Source organism: Bacillus taeanensis, assembly GCF_003318295.1.
Classification (GTDB): domain Bacteria; phylum Bacillota; class Bacilli; order Bacillales; family UBA6769; genus Maribacillus; species Maribacillus taeanensis.
Window position 1 is genome coordinate 50,247 of the sequence record NZ_QOCW01000019.1, and the last position, 26,796, is coordinate 77,042.

Below are 26,796 nucleotides of genomic sequence, written 5' to 3' on the forward strand. Positions count from 1 at the left end.
CTGCTTTGTACGTATAAGACATCAAGCATTCTCTTCTGCGTAAAAATAGTTGACTGCACATCTATTTTACAAAGAATGAATCGCGATGTCTCTTTGCTTTATATAACTGTCACTATTTTAGAAGTATTGGAGGGAATTTCCATGAGTGAAAATCAAACCGTCATATGCAGATGTGAAGAAATCACGTTAAAAGAAATTAAAGAAACGGTTGAGCGCTTTAAATGCTCCTCACGTGAAGTAAAGCTCAGAACACGTGCAGGAATGGGTCCATGCGGGGGCCGTACATGCCGCTGTATGATTGATCGGATTGTAGAACAATTAGGCGGACCTTCGATTTCAAACGAAGTATCACTGAGCTATCGTCCTCCTGTACGACCTGTTTCATTTGGAGTCTTAGGAGGAGAAGCGAAATGAATTCAATGAGAGTGAATCATCATCCTGTTCTAGGCGATCTCAAAGAACAAAAGAAGGTTACGATTTACTTTGACGACAAACAATATGCAGCTTATAAAGGAGATACAATTGCCTCTGCCTTGCTTGCGTGCGGAGTTCGGACTCTTCGTCATCATGAGGACAAGGAGACTCCGCGTGGTATTTATTGCAATATTGGGCATTGCTTTGAATGTCGGGTAACAGTAAATGGCAAAAATACAGTTCGTGCTTGCTTAACTCCAGTAGAAAATAATATGAGAGTTGAATCAGGTAGATCTCTTGCTGAAACTGCTCTACAAGGAGGTAAATTATGATCGATCTTGTCATTGTAGGTGCGGGACCAGCTGGGTTAGGCGCAGCAATTGCGGCTGCTGAAAATGGATTAGAAGTGTGTATACTAGATGAGTTTGTAAAACCTGGCGGGCGTTTATTAGGACAGCTTCACGAAGAGCCTGATGGCAAGTGGGTGAATGGTATTGCTGAAGCACAAAAGCTTTATAATCGTGCGGTCGAGCTTGGAGTCGATATTCAATGCGGCGTTTCTGTATATGATCTCATTGAATTGGACAATGGTTGGTGTGTTTATACGACCAATCAAGCAATTGAGTCTAAATGTCTTTTACTTGCGACAGGAGCATCGGAAACAGCTATTCCGATTCCGGGATGGACTCTTCCGGGCGCGATGTCAATTGGCGCAGCGCAGGTAATGGGGAATGTGCATCGTGTAAAACCGGGAGAAAAAGGAATTATTATCGGTGTAAATGTCCTTTCTGTGGCAATTGCGAGAGAACTGCAGTTATGCGGCGTTCACATTGAAAGTATCTTACTGCCGCAGCCAAGCCTTATTTCAGGAAATGCTTCAAATCCGGAGAAAATGATGGAATCCCTGCTGAGGTTATCTCATCTCGCTCCTTCACCTTTAATTCGCTTTGGTGGAAAGTGGGTGAGTCCAAAACTTGGTGCACGTTTGTATCCGAAAAATGGCTTTAAAATGTGGGGTATTCCGATTCAACTGCGCAAAACAGCGCTTGAAATCGTTGGGGAAAATCAAGTAGAAGGCGTTCGAATTGCTGACATTTCAGCAGCTGGGGAAGTTGCAGCGGGAACGGAAAAAACAATATCTGCTGATTTTGTTTGTATTGCGGGCGGTCTTACACCGATGTCCGAACTTGCGGCAGTTGCCGGCTGTTCTTTCTGTTATGTTCCTGAACTTGGTGGACATGTTCCTCTTCATAATGAATATATGCAAACGAATCTTAAAGGGTTATATGTCGCAGGCAATATTACAGGAGTTGAAAGCGCTAAAGTAGCGAAAACTCAAGGAACGGTAGCTGGACTTTCGGCTGCACGTGAATTGAACGCGCTAATGAGCAGTGCTAACGAAAAAATTAATACAGCAATTGCGGAAGTTATTGAAACAAGACGCAAAGCACTTATTCAATTTCAGCCTGGCATTGAAGAAGCACGTACATTCCTTCATACTAGATATTATGAATCTGAAGGGGAAATGATCTCGGTTTAATGATTAATCGTATTTTCTTCGTCTGTTCGTCTTTTACTGAATATAAGTATTATTTGTTTATACAAAAATGTTAACTTCCCGTATTAGAGATCGAACTAATGCGGGCATTTTTCGTTTACTTATGCAGAAGATTATTTTTATTAAGTGCCAAGACGCAAATTATACATGGAGGTTATATTAATGAAAGTTTTAGTAATTGCAGCACATCCAAATATTGAAAACTCAACTGTAAATAGAACATGGATTGAAGAATTAAGGAAGCATCCGGAGATCACGGTTCATGAACTGTATAAGCAGTATCCCGATGAAAAAATTGATGTTGAAAGAGAGCAAAAATTATGTGAAGAGCACGATAGGATCGTGTGGCAGTTTCCGTTTTATTGGTACAGCTCTCCGCCGCTTCTTAAAAAATGGCAGGATAAAGTACTCACTCATGGCTGGGCTTACGGATCAAACGGAAATAAACTGCATCATAAAGAGCTCATTTTAGCGGTAACAACGGGAAGTGCAAAAGAAAGATACCAAGCAGGCGGCCGTAATCAATATTCGCTGAGTGAACTTTTAAAGCCGTTCCAAGCAACGAGTAATTTAATAGGAACGAGATTTTTACCAGCTTTTATTTTCAATGGAACGTATACGGCAATGGAAGATGAAATAAAAGAAAGTGCCGAAGCATATGTGAATTATATTCTTGCCAAAGATATTTTTGAGTAAGCAGATTGATAGTTAACTATTCACCTTAATTTGTAGACAGCGGATGTTTTCTAATCTTTAGGAGACATTCGTTTTTTAATTTGAGGAAAAAATTAACCATTGTAAAATGCGTGCCCGTAATGTCGTATGAAATTAAGTAAGTATTTGACAGTATGTCTAATGAAGCGGACTAAACGAAGAATTATACTTAACATACAATCCTAACCGTCATTACAAGCAATGTTTATTTAAAAGGTTGGAGAAATGGATTTCAGGATAAGAAACTAGAAACTAACTACCTTTAGGAGGGAATTTAAATGATTATCGGAGTACCAAAAGAGATTAAAAATAATGAAAACCGTGTTGCACTTACACCAGCTGGGTTACTATCTTTTGTCAATGCAGGTCATAAAGTATTAGTGGAGAAAGATGCTGGTGTTGGAAGTGGTTTTACAAACGAAGATTATGCGAATGCCGGGGCAGAGATTATTGATGCTGCTGAGGATGTATGGGCTCAAGCTGAAATGATTATGAAAGTAAAAGAGCCTCTTTCAAGCGAGTATGGTTATTTCCGTGAAGGCTTAATTTTATTCACGTACTTACACTTAGCTGCTGAGCCTGCCTTAGCTCAAGCTCTTAAAGAAAAAGGCGTCATCGCGATTGCTTATGAAACAGTTGAGGCAAATCGCACGCTTCCACTTCTGACACCGATGAGTGAGGTAGCAGGTCGTATGGCTGCACAAATTGGTTCGCAATTTTTACAAAAAGCACATGGGGGTAAAGGAATCCTTCTTGCCGGTGTTCCAGGAGTTAGCCGCGGTAAAGTAACGATTATTGGCGGCGGTGTAGTAGGCACAAATGCAACGAAAATGGCAATTGGTTTAGGTGCTGATGTGACGATCATTGACTTAAGTGCGGATCGCTTACGTCAATTAGACGATATCTTCGGTAACCAAATTAACACGTTAATGTCGAACCCGCTTAACATTGCAAGAGCTGTATCAGAAGCTGATCTTTTAATTGGCGCGGTATTAATTCCGGGAGCAAAAGCGCCTAAGCTCGTAACAGAAGAAATGGTAAAAGCGATGAAGCCTGGTTCTGTTGTTGTAGATGTTGCGATCGACCAAGGTGGAATTGTTGAAACTGTGGATCATATTACAACACATGATAACCCAACCTATGAAAAACACGGTGTTGTTCATTACGCAGTCGCAAATATGCCTGGAGCGGTTCCAAGAACATCGACAATCGCCTTAACAAATGTAACAGTTCCTTATGCATTACAAATCGCCAACAAAGGTGTACACAAAGCAATCTCCGAAAATGAATCTTTAAAACTTGGATTAAATGCAGCAAACGGTGAAATCACATATGAAGCTGTCGCAAAAGATCTTGGTTATACCTTTGTCGCACCGGAAAAGGTTTTTGAAAAAGAACTTGCGAGTGTTTAAGAAAGGTTAGTATATAGGAAGAAACACGTCAAAAAATAAGCATCTGCCTCTACAATATAGAGGAAGATGCTTTTTTAAAATAGGGGGAAGACATTATTTATTCCGCCATCTTCTTTTGTAGGGAAGCATTATTTTCTATCATGCCTCTTTTTTTAGAGCAGCATTATTTCCTTTATCAGAATCCAAAAGGTGATTCTTTTTCTTCAGCAGATTGCCACCAATGCGGAAGTTTTCAAGGAACAACCACAGCATTGGAATCGTCATCAGCAATCCTCCCAGATTCAATAGACCCTTAACGGAATCAGAACCTCCAGAAGTCACTAAAAGGTAAGAGACTGTGGTCACAATCATTCCCATTAAAATTTTAATCTTTGTAGGTGGTTCATCATCAATTTGCTGGTCACGAACACACAGAGTAGCTAGTACAGAGCTCATGGGATCGGCCAGAGTTACAAAGGAAAAGATAACGGTTACGAGGAAAACTATTTGAATGAAAGTACCGCCGGGCATATTACCAAGAACTTGATAAATTGTAGTCTGCATTCCGAACTCTTGTACAGCAGCCCAGACATCTACTCCACCAGAAGACTGCACCTTCATAATCATACCGGCAAAAACCCCAATCCAGATGATACAAAAGATAGATGGTACAAGGATGTTAAACAACAAAAATTGGCGAACAGTTCGCCCTTTTCCCAGGCGAGCCAAAAACATTCCTATAACAGGAGCAAAGATTATAAACGCATTCCAGTAAGTAATCGTCCACTCATTCGACCACTGATCCTCGGGCACCATTGTATTATTATAAGTAATCTTGCTCCAGAAATTATCCATGATATTGCCAAAAGCTTCAGTGCTGATTTTACCGATAAACTGGGCGTCTCCGAAAGTCAACACATATCCCAACAAGAAAAAGAGCAGCATCATGGTGATGGATGAAATTTTCGTCAGTCCCTTAGAGATACCGGTAATACAGGAGATGATAAAAAATGCACCAACAAAAATCGCGATGAACAACCAGACCATATTCCCTTGTGTTATATGAAATACACTTTCAATACCGGCACCTATCTGAAGAAGACCAGCACCCATCGAGTTGGAAACTGCACTGGCAAGAGCATAAACAGCAAATACCTGTACCACGGTGGTCAGCCAAAAAATTTTACGATTAAAACTATGCTCTACGAGTGAACCAAAGGAAAGACTTTTCTTGGAATTATAAGTAAGCAGAGCGAAGGCGAGACCACATAAAGAATACATGGCGTACTGAACGAACGACCAGTTAAACATTGCCTGACTGACTGCGAAAATTGCAGCCTCCCGGGAACCGGCCTCTACACCGGCAGCTGCAGGCGGTGTCATAAAGTGGTAGATTGGCTCTCCCATAGCCCAGAACAGCAGGCCAACGCCAATGCCTCCACAGATAGTGATGGAAATCCATTGCCAGTTAGTGTACTCCGGCTTTGCATCCTCACCTCCGATACGAACGTCCCCATACTTAAATATCACGAAACAAATTGCAAAAATAATGGATAACACTGATAAAATATTAATCCACCAACCAAAATTATCTCCTACCCAATAAGTAGTATGATTAAGGATCGTACCAAACTCTTCTGTAAAAAACATACCGAAAAGAATTTCTACCGTAAGAATAATTATAGCTGGGATAAATACTGCCTTATACAGTCTATATGTTTTTTCATTTTTTCTCATATATTTCTTCTCCCTCTCTATATTTAATATATTCTTGTTGATTAAGTTTATACACCCCCTTACCTTCTTATTTCTATTAGAAAAAACATTAAGGTCCAGGCGAAATATAAAACATTGACACCCTGGTATAATTAGATCATAAACGTTTTCAATAACTCCCACTGGTATAGGAAAACATTTCCTTGTTTACGAAATGAGGAAATTGGTCGAACTGATGATCACTATTTATTAGTAAGCGTTTGCATTTTTGTGGTTGGGGAATTCGTCGCTCACTTTCGCCATGTATTATATTCATTAAAGTTGTAGATAAGGTTATTGATTAAATAGTGTAAGATTGTAATTTAAATAGACTGAAGACCTTTCGTATTCGATCACCTAAAAGGTTTTGGGAATTCCCTCATAAACTCACATCATTGATTGTAAATGACTAGGTTTAATGAGGGTTTTTCAATCTATATAAGTCTTGAAAATCATGGTAATTAATTAGAAACCACAGTCTTGAATTTCTTCTCTTTTTGAGATTCAAGAAGTCCGAATTCCAGGAAGCTATTAATACTTTGTGCTGCAGTGAATCCTGTTTGAATGGCTGTTTCAGTGTAATAGCTGCCTAAATAATCACCTGCTAAGAACAATCGCCCCGCAGATTTTGTTAAAATTGGCTGCAGTTCTGCACGACCTGGGAAAATATAAGCTGATCCGAATGGAAATTTCATTACGTGAGCCTCCACTACATGATCACTAAAACCAGGAAATATTTCATTTAAATCTTTCAATTTCAATTGAATAATTTCCTCATCAGATTTATCAATTAGCCGACGCCCGCTTTCCCCCGGTGAAAATGTCATAAAACTACTTCCTGGTTTCCTCTCAGTTTCTACTGAACGGACTAGATTCGATTGATGAAGAATAATGTCAAATGACCTTTTAGGCGTAGCAAAAGAATAGACATCATCCCAAACTTGTGGTCCTGTTTCATTTGTTAAAAATGCTGCACTCACATGGGGACCATATTTAATCTTACCAAGAGCGTCTGCGATTTCTGGGTCAATGTTTTTCGCTATTTTTTTTGTAATTGTGGCCGGAGTCGCAAGTACTGCATAACGTGCTTCCACCACATGATTCACGCCATCTTGAATATAGCTTACGACAACAGAGTCTTTTTTCTGAAGAACTTCTAAAACTTTTGCATTTAGTTGAACCCGTTCACCTAATGTTGATGCAATCGTGTTCGTAAGCGTTGATGGTCCCCCAACAATGTTATTCCCTAACCCATCATCTTTGTTCCATACAGTGTGGAAATACCCTACACCTGATCCTGCAGTCATTGTCTCAGGACTGCCAGTCGAACGGCTAACTGTAGGTCTAAAAATTGCATCTGCGTCTGGTGGTAATTTACCAGTAAAGTCGGCAAAAGTTCGATCATCCATAAATTCTAAAATTCGTTGTTGTCGAACTCGATAGTCCTCTCCCGGACGTTTTTTTGCTATTTTGCCATATTTGATAACAGCTGCACGCACTTTAGCACCTGCACGTATCATCGCAAATCTAGCTTTCCATGACATAGGGGCCCTAAATGGATACAGTTCAACTGGACCATCTTTAAGCAGCTTCCCATTCAAAGACATTGCAGCTAAAATGCCAGGTACAGGTGCTGCAGTTATTCCTACAGATTTAAATAATTCATCTGTAGCTGAACCAGCTCCAGCATATAGATGTCCGCCCCAATTTAACCAATAATCTCCCCGGCGTTCAGAACGTACACGGCCGCCAATACGGTCATCAGATTCTAAAAGTAAAATATCATGGTGTTTAAGACGCCAAGCAGCAGATAAACCAGCAAGTCCACCGCCTACTATAATTACATCTTTCATTGTAATCCTCCTTAATTTAAATGATTTTCAAAATATATCATGATTATAGATTTATAATTTTAAATATTTAAAAAATTTAAGGTGTAACTGTTTCAAATAAGGGAATCTTGAAACAGTTACTAAAATGGGGGGCATATAAACTACCAATGAACTCTTCATATCGTTATTAACGAATTTTATGAACTGTCTCAATTTATTCCATCAATAAATTTAGTTAGATGTTTTTTGTTACAGGTTTATTTTTTAAATCCTAAGTTTAAATAAGTCGTGTTAATTAACAATACTATCTTTTACTGGACAACCTAATTCAGTTAATATTGTTGCAATCTTTGATTTGAAATTTTCGGAAGCAGGCACTAGAGGCAATCTGCTTGATCCTCCTGATAATCCTAGTACTTCCAAGCCTGCCTTTACTGTTCCTGGAATAGTTTCTTCTTCAATAGCATTATATAACTCTAGCAGTTCCTGATTTAATTTAGTTGCTTCTTTTAAGTTGTTTTCATTTACGATTAAATCATATAATTTTGCTAATTTTTTCGGAGCCAAGTTGTGGACTACTCCAACAGCACCATGTCCCCCTAATGCTAATGTAGGTAAGATTAAATGTTCAAATCCAGTAAGTACCGCGAAGTTTGGATTGTTTTTTGTTAATGCAATAAGTTTAGAAGTATGCTGTCCATCAGTCGTATTTTTAATACCAACAATTCCATCTATTTGACTTATTTCATTAATTAATTCTGGATCAAGTTCAACACCTGTAGCATCTGGATAATGATAGATTACAATTCCAATGCTGGAATTTTCTGCTACTGCCTTGTAATGATCAATAATTCCTTGTCTACTAGTTGTCATATAATAAGGATTAATTACCAGGGCACAATCTGCACCAACTTCAGCTGCATATTTAGTAAGTTCAATTGTATCTTCTGTTCGGTGACATCCTGTACCGGCCATAACAGGTAACCTACCGTTTGATGTTTCACAAACAAATTTAATTACTTCTTTTCGTTCTTCCATGCTCATTAGTGAGTATTCTCCAGTACTTCCTCCTACTAAAAGACAGTTCATTCCTCCATCTATCAAATGTTCTAGTAGTTGTTCAAGCCCCTTATAGTCAATACTGTTATCCTCTTTCATAGGTGTAGGTACAGCTGGGATCATTCCAAAAGGTTTATACATATTTTTCTCCTCCTCTTATTTTAAGAACTATTATTAAATAATTAATTAACCAACTTTCGAAAACGATTACATTTCCGAAGCTATTAATTACTATGGGTTTATATTATCACCAAAGTGGAACTTTATCAATCTTTTTTTTAAAAAAGATAATAAAAATTCCCTTTTTGGAGGGATATAAAATAGAGACACACTAAGGACATTACCCATAGGATCTCTATTTGTTTGTAAGAATTTTCACCACTTAAAATAATAAATAGACTCTATAGACATATAGAAACCCATTATCAAGCCATATCAAGTAAACCAAATAAATAAATTCACTTATACAATAACTAGCATTCAAATTTTACGAAAATATTGAAGGTAATGTTTAACAAGGTAATATCAATGTTGTGTACATGTGAGAAAAAGAAGAAAGGGCGGACAAAACTATGATAATAAATGATAGTCATGAAAAAATGTCATACAAGCTTTAAAGAGTCGCTTTCAAATAAACATAAGGTTATGTGACTATATTTTATTTTCTAAATATTAAATAAATGAAATAATATATTCCCTTTTAAAAAAAACGGTTTACAATAATTCATTTTGTTGGTAGTATTTAATTCATCAAATGATTTAAAAGATTTAGTTATTTACAATTTTTAAAAAGAAAATATTAAAAACTAAAAAAGAGAGGTATCTAAAATGAAAGCAACTGATTACAAATTAAAACCTAAAGTAAAAGAATTCTTGGAAGAGCCTATTGGTCTTTATATTAATGGAGAATACGTACCAGCAGTTAGCGGAAAAACATTCGATGTCCTTAACCCTGCTACTGAAGAAGTAATTGCACAAGTTAGCGAAGCACAAACTGAAGATATCGACCTTGCTGTTCAAGCTGCAAGAAAAGCATTTGATGAAGGTGAATGGCCAGAAATGGAAGCGGCTACACGTTCACATCTTATTTATAAGTTCGCAAATCTTTTGGAAGAAAACCGTGAAGAGCTTGCACAGCTCGAGTCCTTAGATAACGGTAAACCATATAAAATTGCATTAACAGATGATGTTGATGGATCAATTCAACACTTCAGATATTATTCAGGTTTCGCAACGAAAATTCAAGGAAAAACAACACAAGTATCACCAGAATATGTGAATTATACTGTGCACGAACCTGTAGGGGTTGTAGGACAAATTATTCCATGGAATTTTCCACTTTTGATGGCTGCTTGGAAGCTCGGATCGGCTCTAGCTGTTGGCTGTACAGTTGTTATTAAACCTGCAAGTGAAACGCCGCTTTCTCTACTTTATATAGCAAAACTGCTCAAAGAAGCTGGTTTTCCAGACGGTGTTGTGAACATCACTCCTGGCTCTGGTCGAGTTGCTGGAGACGCCATTGTTACCCATAATATGGTGGACAAAGTGTCGTTCACTGGATCAACAGGTGTCGGAAAAGAAGTTATGAAGAAATCTGCAGATCAAATCAAAGGAGTCACGCTTGAATTAGGCGGTAAATCACCTACAATCATCCTAGAGGATGCCAATCTAGAAGAAGCAATTGAAGGGGCATTTAACGGTACAATGTACAATCATGGACAAAACTGCAGTGCTTGTACACGAGTCTACGTTCATCGTAAACATTATGATCAGGTATTGGAAGCATTGGCAGAACGTGCGAACATGTTGAAAGTGGGCCCAGGAATGGATCCGGAAACAGATATGGGTCCACTCGTCTCAGCAAAACAGAAACAAACTGTTCTTGATTATATCGAGCAAGGAAAAAGAGAAGGTGCACGTCTTATTGCAGGAGGTGAAAAAGTATTTAATGAAGGTTATTTTGTTCAACCAACGATTTTTGCAGATGTAACAGATGACATGACGATTGCACGTGAAGAAATCTTTGGTCCAGTAATGTCTGTTTTCGTTTTTGATACTGTTGAAGAAGTAATTAAAAGAGCAAATGACAGCGATTATGGTTTGGCGGCTAGTATTTGGACAGAAAATATAAAGTCTGGTCATTATATTGCCCGTAAATTACAAGCAGGGACTGTTTGGATTAATGACGTTGGTCTTGAGTGGGAGACAATGCCATTTGGCGGATACAAACAATCTGGCATTGGACGCGAAATGGGTGGAGAGTATGGCTTAGAGAATTACACGGAAGTAAAAAGTGTATATGTGAATATTAAACAACTATAGACTGGAAAATTTAAAAATCATGTAAATAAAGGGAAGCTGCACTCCTATTTAGATGGGTGCAGCTTTTCTATGTTTTTGAAAGAATATTTAATATACCAACTCTCTGTTGGTATTTAGACGGGGAGGAAAAGATCGATGGAAAACAAATTAGCCTTATTATTTATCGGCGCAGGGGCAGCTTTATGGGGGCTTATTGGTATTTTTGTATCATACTTGTACGAAATAGGTTTTTCACCAACACAGGTTGTTACAGTTCGTGCTTTATCTGCATCTTTATTTTTAGTATGTTATGTCATGATCAAGAATCGGCAGTTATTTAGAATCAAAGTATCTGATAGTAAATATTTTATTGGAACTGGAGTTTTTAGTATTGTCCTTTTTAATTGGTGTTTATTTAGTGCGATTGAAGAAACATCTATTTCCATTGCATCCATTCTTCTTTACACAGCACCTGCATTTGTAACTATTTTATCAAGATTAATTTTTAAAGAATCTTTAACGACACGAAAGGTTATCGCTTTAATTACGACATTTGTCGGTTGTTCATTTGTTATTGGCATACTGCCGAATACGAATGAATCAATTTCATTATATGGATTCATTCTTGGGCTTGGTTCAGGTCTTTTTTATGCACTTTACAGTATATTTGGGAAATTTTCGTTAAAAAAGTATGACTCTTTAACTGTTACTGTTTATACTTTTTTGTTCGCAGCAATGGCAGTAACTCCTTTTAGTGGACTATGGCACGTACTACCTTTATTTTCAGATATTAGAGTATGGTTCTATATAATAGGTCTTGGTTTTCTCTCAACAATGCTTCCCTTCCTTTTGTATACAAAAGGTCTAAACACAATAGAATCAAGTCGAGCATCTATCATAGCTACTATAGAACCTGTAGTTGCAGCCTTAATCGGATTTATGGTTTTCCATGAAAAGTTAAATTTATGGCAATACATGGGGGTAGCTTTTGTTATTGCAGCTGTCATTATTACATCCAAAAAGTCTACTAAGAAAGCATTAATTTCTAATGAATTATCTCTTTGAAATCAAAGAATGCTAGATGGATAAAGTAACAGGATAAACATCATTAATAAAAAATAAAGAACCATTGGGGTTATCCAATGGTTTTCGCACTTTCCACTTATTTTAAAGCTTAAACTTTTTCTTCAGCTTGGATAAACAATTGTTTTTCTAGTCTTAATAGGAAAATGTTATATTTTTTTCTATCAGTGTTTTTTCAAGTCTTTTCAACTTTTTAATCGATTCTTCTGATGTTCGTTTCCCAATTTCAATTACTAATGCATCTATCAATGCCATAATAGGTATTACTGAAAATTGTTCTTCACTAACTTCTACTTTTAACGTTACAGACGCATATGAAATAATTGGACATGAGATATGGTCTGTTATTAATATAATCCTATTACCTAGTTCATAGGTCAGCTTAACTGCTTCAATAATTCGATTTGTGTATGGTTCGAATGCAAAAACCACTAAAATTTCATTCTCTTCAAATTGCAAAATCTTGTCATAAATTACTTCTGTATCATGACTTAGTTGCCTTATCTTAGGATAGAATTCTCCAAGAAGCTGTTCGAAATATAATGCAGTTGCTTTGTACGGTCGAGTTCCCAAAACATTGATATAACTTGATTTTATAATGCAATCAACTGCATCTTCAAAATTTTCCATTAAACTAGAATCTAATGATTTGTTTAATAAATTAACTGATTCTTCCCAAACTTGCACTAAAGTTGGAGCTTTTTCTTCTTCTTTTTCAATTTCTGTAAAAGACTTCTGTAATGTCCATTTCGAAACAGAAGGCACCGATTCATCATAGATATCTTTTCGTAAGTCATTAAAATTTTCATAGCCTAAGGCATCTATCGTACGCATCACAGTTGAGATTCCAACGTTGGCATTACTGGCAAGCTCTTTAATTGTTATTAATCCTATTGATTGATGATTTTTAAGAATATAATCGCATAACTGTCTTTGTTTTTTCGGTAAAGAATCTTTAATATCAACTATTTTATCAATTGTTGTTGTTTGATTATATAAACTCATTTAAATCCCCTTTTCACCTTGAATTTATAGATTATCCGTGAAAATTGATTTGCCCGTTCTTTAGCCATAAATCAGTCTTTCATTTTGTAATAATTTCCGTTACTATTGAATATGCGGCAATGCTCTCATTGAAAATGTTATATTAATTGTCAAGATGATTGTATATATACCGAATTCCTTTTATTATAGCAAGGATAACTGTAAAAATGCTCCTCCAATTCTACATATATTCTACAACTTCATTTGATTAGTGGAAGCGTTTATAGTTATATGAGTGGGGAAAATAACGAACATCTTTTTTCTTTTCATAAACCTGCTTTAACATATCCTCATTTCATGTCTAATTTTATGAGTTCATTATAAAAGGCTAACCGGGTCTGGTGCAAAGATAATTTATAAAAAAACGTAGGACATAAATTTCCTGCTGACTTATGGATTATGATGCGGTGCCAAATAGTTTATTAATGAATTCTTTCCAATTTTGAGCAGACTCCACCCCTTGGTGAAGCTGCTTCTTTTTAATGATATGTATCGCTTCATAATCCAAAAAAATAGTAAGTAAATCAACTTCTATGTTTCCAAAGCATTATTTTTAACCAGCACACCTTGATCACTATTAGCTCAAGGTGTTTTGTTGGTTCCGAGAAGGTCATTTTACGAAAACTTTTTATTACAAACTTATGTACTTTTACCTAGCATGTTTTTTCTAAAGATAGCTATTCCAAACAATAACAATGGCAGGAATATACCAATTGTAAAGGAATAAGGAATCCAAACGGTTGTTTCAAATGTTTGCATATAGGCGTTATTTGGATATATTACTAAGGAAAAGGGAATTAAAAACATCCCTAAAGGAAGAATCAATGGTCGATAATTATTTAACTTTAACATTTGGCTAAGACCTAAAACAGCTCCATAAAAATACATTGTCATCTTAAAATAAATTGTAATAAACCAGATTGTAGCCATAACAGCTTCTATACGTTCAATAAAATTTCCTATATTAATTTTTAAAAATAATTCATAGCTTGGATACTGGTGTAATGAAGTAATATAATGCCCAAGAACTAAAATACTTAAAAGAATAATAATGATAAGTATAATTCCTCCAATAACTGACCCAAAAATAAACGCTTTTTTAGCTTTTATTGGTTGGTTTACATGAGAGGGAAAGATCATTAATAACGTTATAAGCGTTAGAAAAGTATTGTTAAAATAGAGTAAAATCCCCCATGAATTATAGATTTGATATCTTCTCCAAATATGGGCTGCATATTTTGAAACTCTATTTGTGGGGAAATGGTTATGACTAAAATGAGAAAAAGCAATAAAACGAAAGGGATTACAAATTCGGCGAAACGCGCTAAGACTTCAATTCCATAGTAAACACCCATCATTAAAATGGTTGTAAAAAGAATGATAATTGATTGAATTGGTGTTCCAGGCAGCATTTGTGTGGTCAAGAAATTCCCAACATAAAATAATAGTGCTGCAGTACTGTATAAGAAAAAAGAAACATAGATAAAAGCAACCATATTACCTATCCACTTTCCTAAAAGCTTAATGCTTAGTTCTACCAACGTCATATTTGGAAAAATGTTTCCTAAAGCATTATAGAACAATACCAATAATAAACCTATTCCTGTAAAGAGTATTGCAGAAATCCAACCATCTTGTTTTGCTTCGGTTGCTACAGTGGTTGGCACAAATAAGATGGTTGTTCCAATTGTAAAAAGAATCACAGATATCATAAATTGACGGGTGGATATTTTCTCTTTCTCAATCATTTTTCCACTCCTTGTTCTTTTTAGAAGATTAATGTATTTACTTTTGTTATTTGTATGAGTTCTATATTCAGTTTAGCAAAATATCTACTTGTTTAAACTCATTAACTGCCTAAAAAAGCAGTTTGATCTTTCGAAAGTTTAGCTTTTTGAGAGTCAAAAATATCATTTTTAATTTAACGACATTCAGCCAGAAGTCCCCTTCCTCAAGCGCAAAGCGGTAGGGAGGGGAGGTTCATCATTTTGAAATTTCATGTTTTATCTAACTGAATATAATGAATAATGAATAACAAACAGCCTCCATTTTTAAAAATGAAGGCTGTTTGTCCTATAAAAAGGGGGATATTAAAATTGTTTGATAGATAATATTTCAAGTGATTGTCACCGAAATTTAACTTATTTCTTTTGTCTACTTTACGAATCAACTTTATTAAAGGTTTACAACATTTTGTTTTGGTAATGTACGACGTCGCTCAAGCTCTATGCTCATCTCTGCCCTTTTATCATCTAGTTTATAGAACCATGTTGCAATTCCAATCAACAAGCAAATAGCCAATGGAGTCCAAATAAAACTTATTTCAATAAATTGTAATGCAGTTTCTGTTTGTGTAGCATTTGGAACGTAACCACCCATACTCAGAAGCACTCCAATAAAAGCACTTGCCAGTCCCATGCTTCCTTTTACAAAAAAACCTTGAAAAGCAGCAATCATACCAGAAATACTTTTATTCTTTTTATACTCTGAATAATCGATGACATCTGGTTGAATAGCAAATGTGGTACCAAAGATGCCATAAATACCAAGACCGGTAATAGTCAGACCTGCAATAAGTAAAACGGGTGATGTCTTTCCGAAATAAATTAGTAAATCTCCAACAATATAAATGGCAGTACTTAAAAACAGTACATTTTTCTTCGGCATCTTCTTTTGAAGCCAAGGTAAAAGTAAAAGCATTGGCAGTCCAGCGAGAATACCGAATAGCCCTACAAACGTTAGCCAATCCGTACGTCCCAGGTTATACGTGAAATAATAGATCACGGTTGTATTTCTAATAACAAAAAGAGCAAAATAGAGGAAATTCAAGATAAAGAAAATAAACGCTTGGTCCGTTAACCCTTTTAAATCTTGTTTCAAAGAAGATTTCCCAGGTTGGACGGACGGTGGAATAACCTCTTTCGTATTCATAAAGGTAAATACAAACAATAACATTGCTGCAATACCATAAACGCTCATCGTAATTAAAAATCCTTTTTGTGTATCTCCTTGGCCGAAGAAATTTACCAGCGGCATCGTAATGGACATTACTAAAGCGGTTCCAATTAACGCACAAATCATTCTAGTTGATACTAGCCAGTTTCGTTCATGGAGATCGGAGGTTAGCCTTGGTACAATCGTATTTAATGGAATATTTACTACTGTATAAGCAGTACATAACAAGCAATAAGTAACATAAGCCCAAATAATTTTTCCCGTCATATTGAAATCTGGAACAATAAATGTCAAGACAGTAAATGCAGCAAAGGGAATGGCCCCGATAAGAAAATAGGGTCTGCCTTGTCCCCATTTCGTTTTCGTTCTATCAACTAATACTCCCATACCGGTATCTGTTAAAGCATCAATTATTTTTGTTACTAACATTAAAGTACCTGCAGCTGTGGCTGTTATTCCAAAGACATCCGTATAAAAGAACATTAAATAAGATGCCATTGTACTAAATACGAGGTTGCATCCTAAGTCGCCAACTCCATATCCTATTCTTTTTTTAAATTTATTCATTTGCATCATATCCTTTTTAAGCAATTTTGGATTATTCTGCTTCAGCATTAGCTCCAAGTTATGTTTAAGAAAGTTTTGTCAACGTTTCCATATCATGCTTTAAATTCTTATATACAGATTTGTAAACAGTGTAATAGTCATTATATTTTTCATGATTCTCTTTATTTGGCATAATCTTTTCATCTAAAACCTGCCACTTCTTCACATCTTCATAAGAGAGAAGGCCAGTTCCGATTCCGGCAAGCATCACGTCTCCCATATTTGCTTCTACATCATGTACCGGGCAGACAACTGGATAGCCGGTTACATCAGCGAAAATTTGTCTCCACAGCTTTGACTTTGTTACACCACCGGCAAGCAGGATGTATTCACCTAGATTTTCTCCGGTAGCTTCCATCGCATCTCGTAATGAAAATGCAACCGCTTCTAAAAATGCGCGGTAAATATGGGCTTTTGTATGTGCTAATGAAAGCCCAACGATCGTTCCTTTTGCATCAGAATCCCAAACAGGACTTCTTTCTCCCATAAAGTAGGGAAGTACAATCAGCCCTTCGCTTCCAACCGGAAGCTGTGCTGCCTGTTCATTTAAAACATCATAAGCATTTTTTCCGCCGGATTTTTCTGTTTCAATTTCAAATTGACACATCGTTTGTCGGAACCATTTCACAATTGCTCCTGCTGTTGCGCCTCCAGCGAAATAATAGGAAAGTCTTTTCGCATCATATAAATATGGCCAAACAATCAAACCTTTTCCTTTCACTGGCTTATCGGAAATTAAGGCTGCACACATCGAAGTTCCAATTGCCGCCGCATAAATACCAGATTCAAATACACCGAGACCAATATTGGCAGCACCGCAGTCAATTCCGCTTGCGATTACTGGCATTCCTTCAGAAAGACCTAATTCAGCTGCGTTTTCTTTTGTTAATCCACCGACAATATCTGTCGATTCCACGATTTTTTTAGGCATCATTGATAGCGGAATTTCCATTGCATCCATCATTTCTTTCGACCATGTTCTTTCATTCATATCAAAAATACCGCCGATGTTTCCTGCAGAAGAATAATCAATCGCAATTTCTCCAGTAAGCTTATAAATCACATAATCATTTGGCGGTAGAAACAGTTTTGTTTTCTCCCAGTTTTCCGGCTCATGATTTTTCATCCAAAGCATTTTCGTATAGCCATAGTAAGGGTCAGCGCCATTATGAGTAATGTCTAAAAGTTTTTCTTCGCCAATATGATCTAGTACCCATTTTGTTTCTTCTTCTGCTCTGCGGTCCATCCAAATCATACACGGTCTAACAGGTTCCATGTTTTCATCCAATGGAATTCCAGAACCTCCATACAGACCGCTAATCGCGATGCCGCGAATGTTTTCTGCTGCAATACCTGATTTTTGTACTGTATTTTTAATAGAAGCTTTTGCCGCGTCGAGCCATACATCCGGCCACTGCTCTGCCCATAAAGGTTTTGGGGTTAAAACATCATATTCTTGTAAATCTTGAGAGATTAAATTGCCTTCTGTATCCATTAAAATCGTTTTCGTACCAGACGTTCCAATATCTGTTCCCAGTAAATAGTCCATCGAATAACCTCCTTGTTTATTAAAAGCAAGATTCTGTTAGTCTATTAAATACAAGTAAACGCACCATCGATTACAAAGTCAGAGCCTGTCGTAAAGCTGCTTGTGTCTCCTGCAAGATACACACAAATAGACTGAAGTTCTTCTGGTTTACCCATTCGTCCAAGCGGTGCCATTTCATTCCACTGCTGGATTAACGGCTGTAAGCTTGGAGAATTTAATGTCAGTTCTGTGCCGATATATCCTGGGCTGATCGAATTTACGCGTACATTTCGTGCTGCCCATTCTACTGCGAGAGATTTTGTCAGCTGAATTACTCCTGCTTTAGAAGCATTGTAAGAACACTGCGGCTGCGGCACATTAACAATATGTCCTGACATTGACGCTGTATTAATAATTGAACCGCCGCCTTGTTTTAACATCACTTTTCCAGCTGCCTGCGCTGTTAAAAAGACACCGGAAAGGTTAATATCAATGACTTTCTTCCACTGTTCATACGTCATTTCCTCTGCTGGAATGTTCATGCAGATTCCGGCATTGCAGAAAGCAACATCTAAACGACCAAAAGTTTCGAGTACTTGTTCGATCATCGCATTAACATCTTCCGGGTTTGTTACATCTGCTTTGATCGCAATTGATTGAATTCCATTATTCTCTTCAAGTTCTCGTGCTGTCTTTTTTGCTTCTTCTAAATCTAAGTCAACAATTGCGATATCTGCTCCTGCTTCAGCAAAAGCGGTTGCAACACTTTTACCAATCCCCCGTGCCCCGCCTGTTACAAAAATTTTCTTTCCATCTAGTCTCATTTTTTCAATAATTCCCATATTTATTACCTTCCTTTTTGTTAATTTATTTTGTAAAATAGTTTTATAAAATATATTTACATAATAAATCTTTTTTCTTCAGCAGTCAACATGAACAAAATAAAAAATTGGCAAAATAAATCTTGCCAAAGTTGTTGTTGACTCCGCTTCTGTGATATATTTTAAACGGAAATTAAATAAAGAATTTTTATAAAAATATTTTATAAAATGAGGTATTTTCATGGATTACAACATCACATTTAAAGATATAAAAAAAAGTAATTACTCAGCAATTTACCATCTTATTTATCAAAATGAGAAACTTTCTAAACAGGAAATTGCGAACCAACTTCAGTTGAGCTTACCAACGATTACGCAAAATTTAGTGCGCTTGGAAAAGGAAAAGTTAATTGAGAAGAGCGGGCAGTTTGAATCTTCTGTTGGCAGGCGCGCCGCTGCTTATGCGATCTGTCCTCAGGCTCGGATTAGCATTGGGGTAGAAATTCAAAAAAAGACCGTTCAAATTGTAGCGATCGATTTGCGTGGTAGTGTTTTTGAGAAAACGGTACTATCAATTGAGTATTCCAATGTAGATAGTTATTACAAAGAGGTAAGTGTGGCTGTTGAAGCTTTTATTTCATCACTTAATGCGGAAAAAGAGCAGGTTCTTGGCGTTGGTTTTGCGGTACAAGGATTAACATCAAATGATGGACAAAAAATAACGTACGGAAAAATATTGACTTCTACAGGATTAGATATTGGTGTTTTTTCACAGCATCTCAATTATCCATGCATGTTTTTACATGACGCAAAATGTGCAGCAACAACAGAGCTGTGGGTAAGAAATGATATTGGAGATGCTGTCTATCTATCGATTGGTACACATCTTGGCGGTGCCATTATTATAAATAATCAAATTTATATGGGAAAAGAGGGACATAGCGGTACGGTAGAGCATATGACCGTTAATCCTGATGGCCCGGCATGTTACTGCGGAAAAAAAGGATGTATGGAAACATACAGCTCTGTTAGTGCGCTTTTAGAAGAAGATGAATCATTAGAGTTTTTCTTTGAACAAGTACGTTCTAAAACGGCTTCATATGTAAAGAGGTGGCACGCCTTTTTAGATCAGCTCGCTTTTTCAATTAACAATATCCACCTTGTTATAAACCGGGAATTTATTTTAGGCGGCCATTTAGCACCTTATTTAAAGGAAGAAGATATTGCATTTCTTCATGAAAAAGTGAATGAAAAGACTGCCTTTCCAAATAATGAGCCATTTATTTATATGAGCGGTTCACCTGCAAATGGAGTTCCTATCGGGGCTGCGATCCCGTTTGTTCAATCATTTTTGAATGCCATTTAAACTGAAAACATCTTGATTACTACTAGATCAAGGTGTTTTTTTGCTTCCCACAAGGATCATCTTACGTAAATTTTTTATTACACATTTATGTATTTTTACTTAGCGCGTTTTTTCTAAATATGGCTACTCCAAATAATAACAATGGTAGGAATAACCCCAAAGTAAAGGAATAAGGAATCCAAACGGTCGTTTCAAATGTTTGCATATAGGCTGTATTCGGATATATCACTAAGGAAAAGGGAACTAAAAACATTCCTAAAGGAAGAAGCAGCGGCCGATAATTATTTAACTTTAACATTTGGGTAAGACCTAAAACAGCTCCATAAAAATACATTGTCATTTTAAAATAAATTGTAATAAACCATATCGTAGCCATAACGACTTCTATACGCTCCAAAAAGTTTCCTATACTAATTTTTTTAAATAATGTATAGCTTGGATATGCTTGTGTTGAAGTAATATAATGACCAAGAACTAAAATACTTAAAAGAATAATAATGATAAGTATAATTCCTCCAATCAATGATCCAAAAATAAACGCTTTTTTAGCTTTTATTGGTTCATTCATATGAGTGGGAAAGATCATTAAGAGTGTTATAAGCATTAGAAACGTATTGCTAAAATAGAACAGCCCCCCATGCAGTATAGATTTGATCTCTCCTTCAAATATGGGCTGAATATTTTGAAATTCGACTTGTGGGGAAATCGTTATGACTAAAATAAGAAAAAGCAATGCAATGAAAGGGAAGACAATTTCGGCAAAACGAGCTAAGGTTTCAATTCCATAGTAAACCCCCATTATCAAAATCCCTGTCAAAAGAATGATAATCGATTGAATTGGTGTTCCTGGCAGCATTTGTGTGGTCAAGAAATTCCCAACATAAAATAATAGTGCTGCAGTACTGTATAAGAAAAAAGAAACATAGATAAAAGCAACCATATTACCTATCCACTTTCCTAAAAGCTTAATGCTTAGTTCTACCAACGTCATATTTGGAAAAATGTTTCCTAGAGTATTATAGAATAATACCAATAATAAACCTATTCCTGTAAAGAGTATTGCAGAAATCCAACCATCTTGTTTTGCTTCGGTTACTACAGTGGCTGGCGCAATTAAGATGGTTGTTCCAATTGTAAAAAGAGTCACTGATATCATAAATTGATGGACAGATATTTTTTCTTTCTCAACCATTTTTCCTCTCCTACCTTTATATTAACTATTATTGCCTTGTTCTTGTTAGAAGATTAATGTATTCACTTTTGTTATTTGTTTTATTTATGTATTTAGTTTAACTAAATGGTTAGTTTGTTAAACTGAAAACATCTTAATCACTACTAGATTAAGGTGTTTTTTTGCTTCCGACAAGATCAGTTATGGAAACCTCAGCTTTAAACCAGTATTTAAGTTAGTTGATCATAATGATTACAATTCATACGATAAATAATTTTGTTTGCATAGACGGACAATTCCATGCAGATGTTATAACAAAGGAATAAGTGATTGGAACATCAATCTAATTGGAGTCATTTACATGGTGAAAAAATATATATTCTTACTTGCCATAGTACTTCTAGTTATAAGTATGCTAACTGGATGTTGGAGCCGCAAGGAATTAAATGAGCTTGCAATTACAACAGCAATCGGTATTGATAAAAGCGAAGATGGCCTTCTTCTTTCTGCACAAGTTGTAAATCCAGGTGAAGTAGCTGGACAGGAAGCAGCGACAAATCGGACGCCTGTCACAGTATATACAGAAACCGCGGATACGATTTTTGAAGCGATTCGGAAAATGTCAACCATTTCACCGAGAAAACTTTATTTTGCTCATCTTCGTATGGTAGTTATTAGCGAAGAGTTTGCAGAAGAGGTTGGCATTAACAAATTGCTTGATTTCTTATCACGTGATCACGAGCTGCGTACTGACTTTTATATTATTGTAGCAAGAGAAAGTCGTGCAGAAGAAGTTGTTAAAACTTTGGCACATGGTGAGGATATCTCTGCCAATAAGCTTTTTTCTTCATTAGAAGTATCAGAAAAAGTATGGGCGCCGACCATTTCAATCGCATTAGATGAGCTTATTGCAGATATTGTTAGTGATGGAAAGCATCCTGTTTTAACAGGTGTCAGATTGATTGGGGATGCAGCGATTGGAAAAACGCAAAAAAATGTTGAAAGTACGAACTCACCTGCAACACTTCGTTATTCAACCATCGCGATGTTTAAAAATGATAAGCTTATCAGCTGGTTAAATGAAAAAGAAAGCGTAGGCTTTCAATATGTTGTAGGGCATGTACAAAGCACTGTTGAGCAAGTGAAGTGCTCAAAGGGCGGTAATTTAGTACTGGAAGTCATTCGCACAAAGCCGGATGTCACAGGAGAAGTAGAAAATGGAAAACCGAAAATAAAGGTCGATCTTTTCGTTGAAGCTAATGTCGGTGAAGTGCAGTGCAAGATTGATTTAACAAAAACAAAAACGATTGAAGAACTTGATAAAAAGTTATCAGAGGTTATTAAAAATAATATAGAGGAATCTGTTAAAAAAGCAAAAGAAGAAGGAGTCGACATTTTTGGCTTTGGTGAGGCAATTCATCGTTCCAACCCTAAAGAATGGAAAAAGCTAAAAACGAATTGGGGTGAAACATTTAAAAAAATAACCGTCAATATAGAGGTTGATGCTCATATTCGACGTACGGGTACCGTTGGTAATTCCTTCTTAGAAGAAACAGGAAAAGATAAGGAGAAATAATGTTAAAAATTCAGATCAAGCTAATATATCTTTGATAAGTTAAACAAACTCATACTTTTTCTCATAGTACTTTTTATATCGGCTTAATTCGATTTAAAACAAAATCGAAAAATGTTGATTTAAAGCTTTTTTTCTAATATATTTCTTCATTCGTTCGATTGGTGTTTGTAATTTCTTACCTAAACATTGTGGGTGTTTAGAAAATGGAACGATTCGAACGATTGCCAACGATCACAACAAGACGGTTTCTCAAATTATTCTACTTTAGTATTATCAGTGCATTACTTGTATAAGAAGTGATGCGCTTTTTTGTTTTATAAATTAGAATTTATAATAGATGTTGGATTGCTTGGATACTTCAGTTAAGCTGTTGGAGGGAGTAAATAATGACTCAATATTTTGTTGAAAAAGACTTAAAGCCTAGCTTTGAAAATGGTTTAATTCCTAAATTGCTCTATATTTGTAATGTTGATGATACTTATACAAGGCTGCCTCGAACGATGCATATGCATGATGATGTGATGGAAATCATTTTTATTAAAGAAGGAAATGGCCTTCATATGATTGGGGATCGGCATTATAAAACACGTAAAGGGGATATTTTAATATATAATACCGGTGTTCTTCACGATGAATATGCAAATACAGATACAAAGATGAGCGTTTTTTGCTGCGGAGTGACCGATGTTAAGCTAACTGGATTACCAAGAAACCACTTAGTTTCAAAAGAACATTCCTATGTTTTACACAGTGGGGAGTATGCACGAGATATTGAATCATTGCTGGAAATAATGTATTCACAAATTTCTGAGGAAAAACATGGGGCAGAAGAAATGTGCAGTTATCTCATCCGTGCGCTTATTACGCTCATTTTACAAATTCCACAGGAGAACTTCATGTTATCGGAGTCAGAAGAATCGGTATTATCAAGTAATATAAAATCTTATATTGATGAGTATTATCTCGAAGATCTTACATTAGATTGCCTTTCTAAAAGATTTCACATAAGTTCCTATCATTTGGTTCATGTTTTCAAGAGATCAACTGGCTTTTCGCCTATTCAATATATAATTCGACGCCGCATTGGAGAAGCGCAGTCCTTACTTATTAATACAAATGATAGTATCACAAAAATTGCTGGTCGAGTAGGATATGATAATATTAGTTACTTTACGACCCTTTTTTCAAAAACAGTTGGTATGCCTCCTAAAAAATATCGTCAGTTATGGACTGAAAAGTAAAAGTAAAACCCTTACTAAATAGATAACATTCTTCAAAAAAAGCAATGGTGATAAACTGATTGCTTTTTATTTTTCTCTCAATTCTCTCCATATTAGGCATGAATGATCCTAAAAATTTCGATAAAAACAAAATAGTGAAAGTTTTTATTTATATAGAAGAAAAAGGTGCTTAAATTAAGCAAGATTATGAAAGCGTTTAATATCGTCTGAATTTATAATGAAAGTATAAATTTCGGAGGTGTTTTACATGAGTATTATAATTTCAGGAGCTCCCTGCAGCTGGGGTGTTGATGATCCGAAAAATCCTTTTCTTCCACCATGGGAGCGGGTGTTAAAAGAGGCCTCACAAGCCGATTATAAAGGAATTGAACTCGGGCCATATGGCTATATACCGATGGATATTAAGAAAGTACAGGCAGAACTAGCTAAAAATGATTTGAGTATTATTGCTGGGACTATTTTTGATGACCTCGTTTCAGAGGGTAATTTAGAAAATTTATTAAAACAGGTAGATGATATTTGTTCTTTAATAACAAAACTTCCTAATTCCGAATTGGAAAAAGGGAAACGGTATTCACCACCTTTTTTGGTTATCATTGATTGGGGGCATGATGAAAGGGATTACAATGCTGGCCATCCTGAGCGAGCAAAAAGGTTATCTGACGGGGATTGGAACAAGATGATGAGACATATTCGTCTTCTTTCACAGCTTGCGTGGCATCAGTATGGAGTACGCCCCGTCATCCATCCTCATGCCGGCGGCTATATTGAATTTGAAGATGAAATTAAGAAATTAATAGAAGACATTCCTTATGAAACAGCAGGGCTTTGCCTCGATACAGGGCATCTGTATTATTCAAAAATGGACCCTGTGCAGTGGTTGAAAGACTATGCAGGTCGACTCGATTATATCCATTTTAAAGATATTGATATTGAAATGTATCATCAAGTGATGAGAGAGGACATTCGCTTTTTTGATGCCTGCGCGAAAGGAGTTATGTGCCCAATTGGACAGGGGATTATTGATTATAATGCCATTCATCGCTTGTTAAAAGAGATCGATTATCACGGCTATATCACGATTGAACAGGAACGTGATCCCAGGAATTCAGATACGAGTTTACGAGATGTAAAGCAAAGTGTGAACTACTTAAAAAGTGTTGGCTATTGATTGTACATCCATTTTGAATAAAGGGGGATAAAAGATGATTAATGGAGAAAAAAATGTAAAAAATCCGATACGTTGGGCGATGGTAGGCGGTGGCAGGGGCAGTCAAATTGGATATATTCATCGTTCGGCGTCGCTTCGTGATCATAATTTTCAATTAGTTGCCGGAGCATTTGATATTGACCCTGAACGCGGGAAAGACTTTGGCGTTAATTTACATGTCGATCCGGAGCGCTGCTATCCTGATTACAAAACAATGTTTGCAGAAGAAGCGAAGCGTGTAGATGGCATTCAAGCGGTTTCAATCGCGACTCCAAACGGTACGCACTATGAAATTTGTAAAGCGGCGCTAAACGCTGGTTTGCATGTTATATGTGAAAAGCCGTTATGCTTTACGACTGAAGGGGCAAAAGAGCTGGAAACTCTTGCGAAAAAGATGAATCGTGTTGTTGGCGTTACATACGGGTATTCCGGCCATCAGGCAGTTGAGCAGGCGCGTCAGATGATTGCAAACGGAGAATTGGGAGAAATACGCATTGTAAATATGCAGTTTGCCCATGGTTTTCACTCTGAAGCGGTAGAAGAAAAAAATGCGAGTACGAAATGGCGTGTTGACCCGAAAATGGCAGGTCCAAGCTATGTGCTCGGTGATTTAGGAACACATCCGCTCTATTTATCAGAGGTAATGCTGCCGCATATGAAAATTAAAAGATTGATGTGCACGCGACAAAGCTTTGTGAAAAGTCGCGCACCGCTTGAAGACAATGCCTATACAATTATGGAATATGATAACGGTGCCATTGGAACTGTATGGTCTTCCTGCGTTAATGCTGGTTCGATGCATGGACAAAAGATTCGTGTGATTGGTTCAAAAGCGAGTATTGACTGGTGGGATGAGCAGCCTAATCAGCTCCGCTATGAAGTACAAGGAAAGCCGGTCCAAATCTTAGAACGCGGCATGGACTATTTATATCCGGAAGCATTAAAAGATGACCGCATTGGCGGCGGGCACCCTGAAGGCTTATTTGAAGCATGGTCCAATCTTTATACTCGCTTTGCGCAGGCGATGGAAGCGGCAGACCGCGGCGAAGCTTTTGATCGTTGGTATCCCGGCATTGAAGCGGGTGTGGCAGGTGTTCGCTGGGTAGAAAACTGTGTTCGTTCCGCTGACAACGGTGCTGTATGGATAGAATATCAATAACATTTGAAAGGA

Annotated in this window: 22 protein-coding genes; 12 read left to right on the forward strand and 10 right to left on the reverse strand. The window is 36.6% G+C overall.

Translation table 11 applies throughout. The annotated features are described in order from the left end of the window. Window positions 1-141: 141 nt before the first annotated feature. From DS031_RS16245 to ald, 5 genes are all read left to right on the forward strand, one after another. Window positions 142-414, forward strand: a complete 273-nt coding sequence (locus tag DS031_RS16245) for a (2Fe-2S)-binding protein (protein WP_113807121.1) — start codon at window positions 142-144, stop codon at window positions 412-414. Next, the gene (locus DS031_RS16250; protein ID WP_113807122.1) at window positions 411-746 is read left to right on the forward strand and encodes a (2Fe-2S)-binding protein; all 336 of its coding nucleotides are present in this window, start codon (window positions 411-413) and stop codon (window positions 744-746) included. The genes DS031_RS16245 and DS031_RS16250 overlap by 4 nt, the downstream gene beginning before the upstream one ends. Then, window positions 743-1,954, forward strand: a complete 1,212-nt coding sequence (locus tag DS031_RS16255) for an NAD(P)/FAD-dependent oxidoreductase (RefSeq protein ID WP_113807123.1) — start codon at window positions 743-745, stop codon at window positions 1,952-1,954. Before DS031_RS16250 ends, DS031_RS16255 begins: the two co-directional genes overlap by 4 nt. A gap of 180 nt (window positions 1,955-2,134) precedes the next feature. Next, window positions 2,135-2,668 (forward strand): NAD(P)H-dependent oxidoreductase, encoded by a 534-nt coding sequence (locus DS031_RS16260; protein ID WP_113807124.1) that lies wholly within the window; start codon window positions 2,135-2,137, stop codon window positions 2,666-2,668. A gap of 296 nt (window positions 2,669-2,964) precedes the next feature. Then, complete coding sequence (gene ald / locus DS031_RS16265; RefSeq protein ID WP_113807125.1) at window positions 2,965-4,098, forward strand: alanine dehydrogenase; 1,134 nt, start codon at window positions 2,965-2,967, stop codon at window positions 4,096-4,098. Between the two features lie 138 nt (window positions 4,099-4,236). On the opposite strand, the gene DS031_RS16270 is transcribed toward ald, so the two are convergent. The 3 genes from DS031_RS16270 to dapA form a co-directional block, all read right to left on the reverse strand. Continuing rightward, window positions 4,237-5,814 carry a BCCT family transporter gene (locus DS031_RS16270; protein WP_113807126.1) on the reverse strand — a complete coding sequence of 526 codons (1,578 nt, stop codon included), beginning with the start codon at window positions 5,812-5,814 and terminating at the stop codon, window positions 4,237-4,239. A gap of 479 nt (window positions 5,815-6,293) precedes the next feature. Further along, window positions 6,294-7,685 carry a protoporphyrinogen/coproporphyrinogen oxidase gene (locus tag DS031_RS16275; RefSeq protein WP_113807127.1) on the reverse strand — a complete coding sequence of 464 codons (1,392 nt, stop codon included), beginning with the start codon at window positions 7,683-7,685 and terminating at the stop codon, window positions 6,294-6,296. A gap of 270 nt (window positions 7,686-7,955) precedes the next feature. Then, complete coding sequence (gene dapA, locus DS031_RS16280; RefSeq protein ID WP_113807128.1) at window positions 7,956-8,864, reverse strand: 4-hydroxy-tetrahydrodipicolinate synthase; 909 nt, start codon at window positions 8,862-8,864, stop codon at window positions 7,956-7,958. Window positions 8,865-9,551: 687 nt separating this feature from the next. Between dapA and DS031_RS16285 the strand changes: the two genes are divergently transcribed. Together DS031_RS16285 and DS031_RS16290 are read left to right on the forward strand one after the other, a co-directional pair. Continuing rightward, the gene (locus tag DS031_RS16285; RefSeq protein ID WP_113807129.1) at window positions 9,552-11,045 is read left to right on the forward strand and encodes an aldehyde dehydrogenase family protein; all 1,494 of its coding nucleotides are present in this window, start codon (window positions 9,552-9,554) and stop codon (window positions 11,043-11,045) included. Window positions 11,046-11,180: 135 nt separating this feature from the next. After that, entirely contained in the window at window positions 11,181-12,089 is a 909-nt protein-coding gene (locus DS031_RS16290) for a DMT family transporter (protein WP_113807130.1), read from the forward strand. 153 nt (window positions 12,090-12,242) lie between these two features. On the opposite strand, the gene DS031_RS16295 is transcribed toward DS031_RS16290, so the two are convergent. The 6 genes from DS031_RS16295 to DS031_RS16325 form a co-directional block, all read right to left on the reverse strand. Then, window positions 12,243-13,112, reverse strand: coding sequence for a MurR/RpiR family transcriptional regulator (locus DS031_RS16295; RefSeq protein WP_113807131.1), 870 nt, complete (start codon window positions 13,110-13,112; stop codon window positions 12,243-12,245). Window positions 13,113-13,790: 678 nt separating this feature from the next. Beyond that, a complete protein-coding gene (locus tag DS031_RS24505) occupies window positions 13,791-14,291 on the reverse strand; it encodes a GerAB/ArcD/ProY family transporter (protein ID WP_113807132.1) in 501 nt (166 codons plus the stop codon). A 17-nt stretch (window positions 14,292-14,308) separates the two neighbouring features. After that, entirely contained in the window at window positions 14,309-14,899 is a 591-nt protein-coding gene (locus DS031_RS24510; protein ID WP_113807133.1) for a GerAB/ArcD/ProY family transporter, read from the reverse strand. 427 nt (window positions 14,900-15,326) lie between these two features. Next, the gene (locus DS031_RS16315) at window positions 15,327-16,673 is read right to left on the reverse strand and encodes an MFS transporter (RefSeq protein WP_113807156.1); all 1,347 of its coding nucleotides are present in this window, start codon (window positions 16,671-16,673) and stop codon (window positions 15,327-15,329) included. A 64-nt stretch (window positions 16,674-16,737) separates the two neighbouring features. Then, the gene (locus DS031_RS16320; RefSeq protein ID WP_113807134.1) at window positions 16,738-18,261 is read right to left on the reverse strand and encodes an FGGY-family carbohydrate kinase; all 1,524 of its coding nucleotides are present in this window, start codon (window positions 18,259-18,261) and stop codon (window positions 16,738-16,740) included. A gap of 44 nt (window positions 18,262-18,305) precedes the next feature. Then, the gene (locus tag DS031_RS16325) at window positions 18,306-19,082 is read right to left on the reverse strand and encodes an SDR family oxidoreductase (RefSeq protein WP_113807135.1); all 777 of its coding nucleotides are present in this window, start codon (window positions 19,080-19,082) and stop codon (window positions 18,306-18,308) included. A gap of 220 nt (window positions 19,083-19,302) precedes the next feature. On the opposite strand from DS031_RS16325, the gene DS031_RS16330 reads away from it, so the two are divergent. Continuing rightward, window positions 19,303-20,427, forward strand: a complete 1,125-nt coding sequence (locus DS031_RS16330; protein WP_113807136.1) for an ROK family transcriptional regulator — start codon at window positions 19,303-19,305, stop codon at window positions 20,425-20,427. A gap of 85 nt (window positions 20,428-20,512) precedes the next feature. Here the strand turns inward: DS031_RS16330 and DS031_RS16335 are convergent, their stop codons facing one another. Further along, entirely contained in the window at window positions 20,513-21,619 is a 1,107-nt protein-coding gene (locus DS031_RS16335; protein ID WP_113807137.1) for a GerAB/ArcD/ProY family transporter, read from the reverse strand. A 340-nt stretch (window positions 21,620-21,959) separates the two neighbouring features. Here DS031_RS16335 and DS031_RS16340 point away from each other — a divergent pair, with 340 nt between their 5' ends. From DS031_RS16340 to DS031_RS16355, 4 genes are all read left to right on the forward strand, one after another. Beyond that, window positions 21,960-23,174 carry a Ger(x)C family spore germination protein gene (locus DS031_RS16340; RefSeq protein WP_113807138.1) on the forward strand — a complete coding sequence of 405 codons (1,215 nt, stop codon included), beginning with the start codon at window positions 21,960-21,962 and terminating at the stop codon, window positions 23,172-23,174. Between the two features lie 386 nt (window positions 23,175-23,560). After that, complete coding sequence (locus tag DS031_RS16345) at window positions 23,561-24,415, forward strand: helix-turn-helix domain-containing protein (protein ID WP_113807139.1); 855 nt, start codon at window positions 23,561-23,563, stop codon at window positions 24,413-24,415. Between the two features lie 247 nt (window positions 24,416-24,662). After that, entirely contained in the window at window positions 24,663-25,586 is a 924-nt protein-coding gene (locus DS031_RS16350) for a sugar phosphate isomerase/epimerase family protein (protein ID WP_113807140.1), read from the forward strand. A 34-nt stretch (window positions 25,587-25,620) separates the two neighbouring features. Continuing rightward, entirely contained in the window at window positions 25,621-26,784 is a 1,164-nt protein-coding gene (locus DS031_RS16355) for a Gfo/Idh/MocA family protein (RefSeq protein WP_113807141.1), read from the forward strand. Window positions 26,785-26,796: the final 12 nt, after the last annotated feature.

Excerpts from the sequence above, each read along its gene's own strand:
- DS031_RS16330 (WP_113807136.1), top strand. The coding sequence starts at position 19,303 with ATGGATTACAACATCACATTTAAAGATATAAAAAAAAGTAATTACTCA.
- DS031_RS16275 (WP_113807127.1), bottom strand. The coding sequence starts at position 7,685 with ATGAAAGATGTAATTATAGTAGGCGGTGGACTTGCTGGTTTATCTGCT.
- ald (WP_113807125.1), top strand. The coding sequence starts at position 2,965 with ATGATTATCGGAGTACCAAAAGAGATTAAAAATAATGAAAACCGTGTT.
- DS031_RS16335 (WP_113807137.1), bottom strand. The coding sequence starts at position 21,619 with ATGGTTGAGAAAGAAAAAATATCTGTCCATCAATTTATGATATCAGTG.
- DS031_RS16295 (WP_113807131.1), bottom strand. The coding sequence starts at position 13,112 with ATGAGTTTATATAATCAAACAACAACAATTGATAAAATAGTTGATATT.
- DS031_RS16345 (WP_113807139.1), top strand. The coding sequence starts at position 23,561 with ATGACTCAATATTTTGTTGAAAAAGACTTAAAGCCTAGCTTTGAAAAT.
- DS031_RS16245 (WP_113807121.1), top strand. The coding sequence starts at position 142 with ATGAGTGAAAATCAAACCGTCATATGCAGATGTGAAGAAATCACGTTA.
- DS031_RS16320 (WP_113807134.1), bottom strand. The coding sequence starts at position 18,261 with ATGGACTATTTACTGGGAACAGATATTGGAACGTCTGGTACGAAAACG.
- DS031_RS16290 (WP_113807130.1), top strand. The coding sequence starts at position 11,181 with ATGGAAAACAAATTAGCCTTATTATTTATCGGCGCAGGGGCAGCTTTA.
- DS031_RS16315 (WP_113807156.1), bottom strand. The coding sequence starts at position 16,673 with ATGAATAAATTTAAAAAAAGAATAGGATATGGAGTTGGCGACTTAGGA.
- DS031_RS24505 (WP_113807132.1), bottom strand. The coding sequence starts at position 14,291 with ATGATCTTTCCCTCTCATGTAAACCAACCAATAAAAGCTAAAAAAGCG.
- DS031_RS16285 (WP_113807129.1), top strand. The coding sequence starts at position 9,552 with ATGAAAGCAACTGATTACAAATTAAAACCTAAAGTAAAAGAATTCTTG.
- dapA (WP_113807128.1), bottom strand. The coding sequence starts at position 8,864 with ATGTATAAACCTTTTGGAATGATCCCAGCTGTACCTACACCTATGAAA.
- DS031_RS16250 (WP_113807122.1), top strand. The coding sequence starts at position 411 with ATGAATTCAATGAGAGTGAATCATCATCCTGTTCTAGGCGATCTCAAA.
- DS031_RS16270 (WP_113807126.1), bottom strand. The coding sequence starts at position 5,814 with ATGAGAAAAAATGAAAAAACATATAGACTGTATAAGGCAGTATTTATC.
- DS031_RS16260 (WP_113807124.1), top strand. The coding sequence starts at position 2,135 with ATGAAAGTTTTAGTAATTGCAGCACATCCAAATATTGAAAACTCAACT.
- DS031_RS16350 (WP_113807140.1), top strand. The coding sequence starts at position 24,663 with ATGAGTATTATAATTTCAGGAGCTCCCTGCAGCTGGGGTGTTGATGAT.
- DS031_RS16340 (WP_113807138.1), top strand. The coding sequence starts at position 21,960 with ATGGTGAAAAAATATATATTCTTACTTGCCATAGTACTTCTAGTTATA.
- DS031_RS16255 (WP_113807123.1), top strand. The coding sequence starts at position 743 with ATGATCGATCTTGTCATTGTAGGTGCGGGACCAGCTGGGTTAGGCGCA.
- DS031_RS16325 (WP_113807135.1), bottom strand. The coding sequence starts at position 19,082 with ATGGGAATTATTGAAAAAATGAGACTAGATGGAAAGAAAATTTTTGTA.
- DS031_RS16355 (WP_113807141.1), top strand. The coding sequence starts at position 25,621 with ATGATTAATGGAGAAAAAAATGTAAAAAATCCGATACGTTGGGCGATG.
- DS031_RS24510 (WP_113807133.1), bottom strand. The coding sequence starts at position 14,899 with ATGATTGAGAAAGAGAAAATATCCACCCGTCAATTTATGATATCTGTG.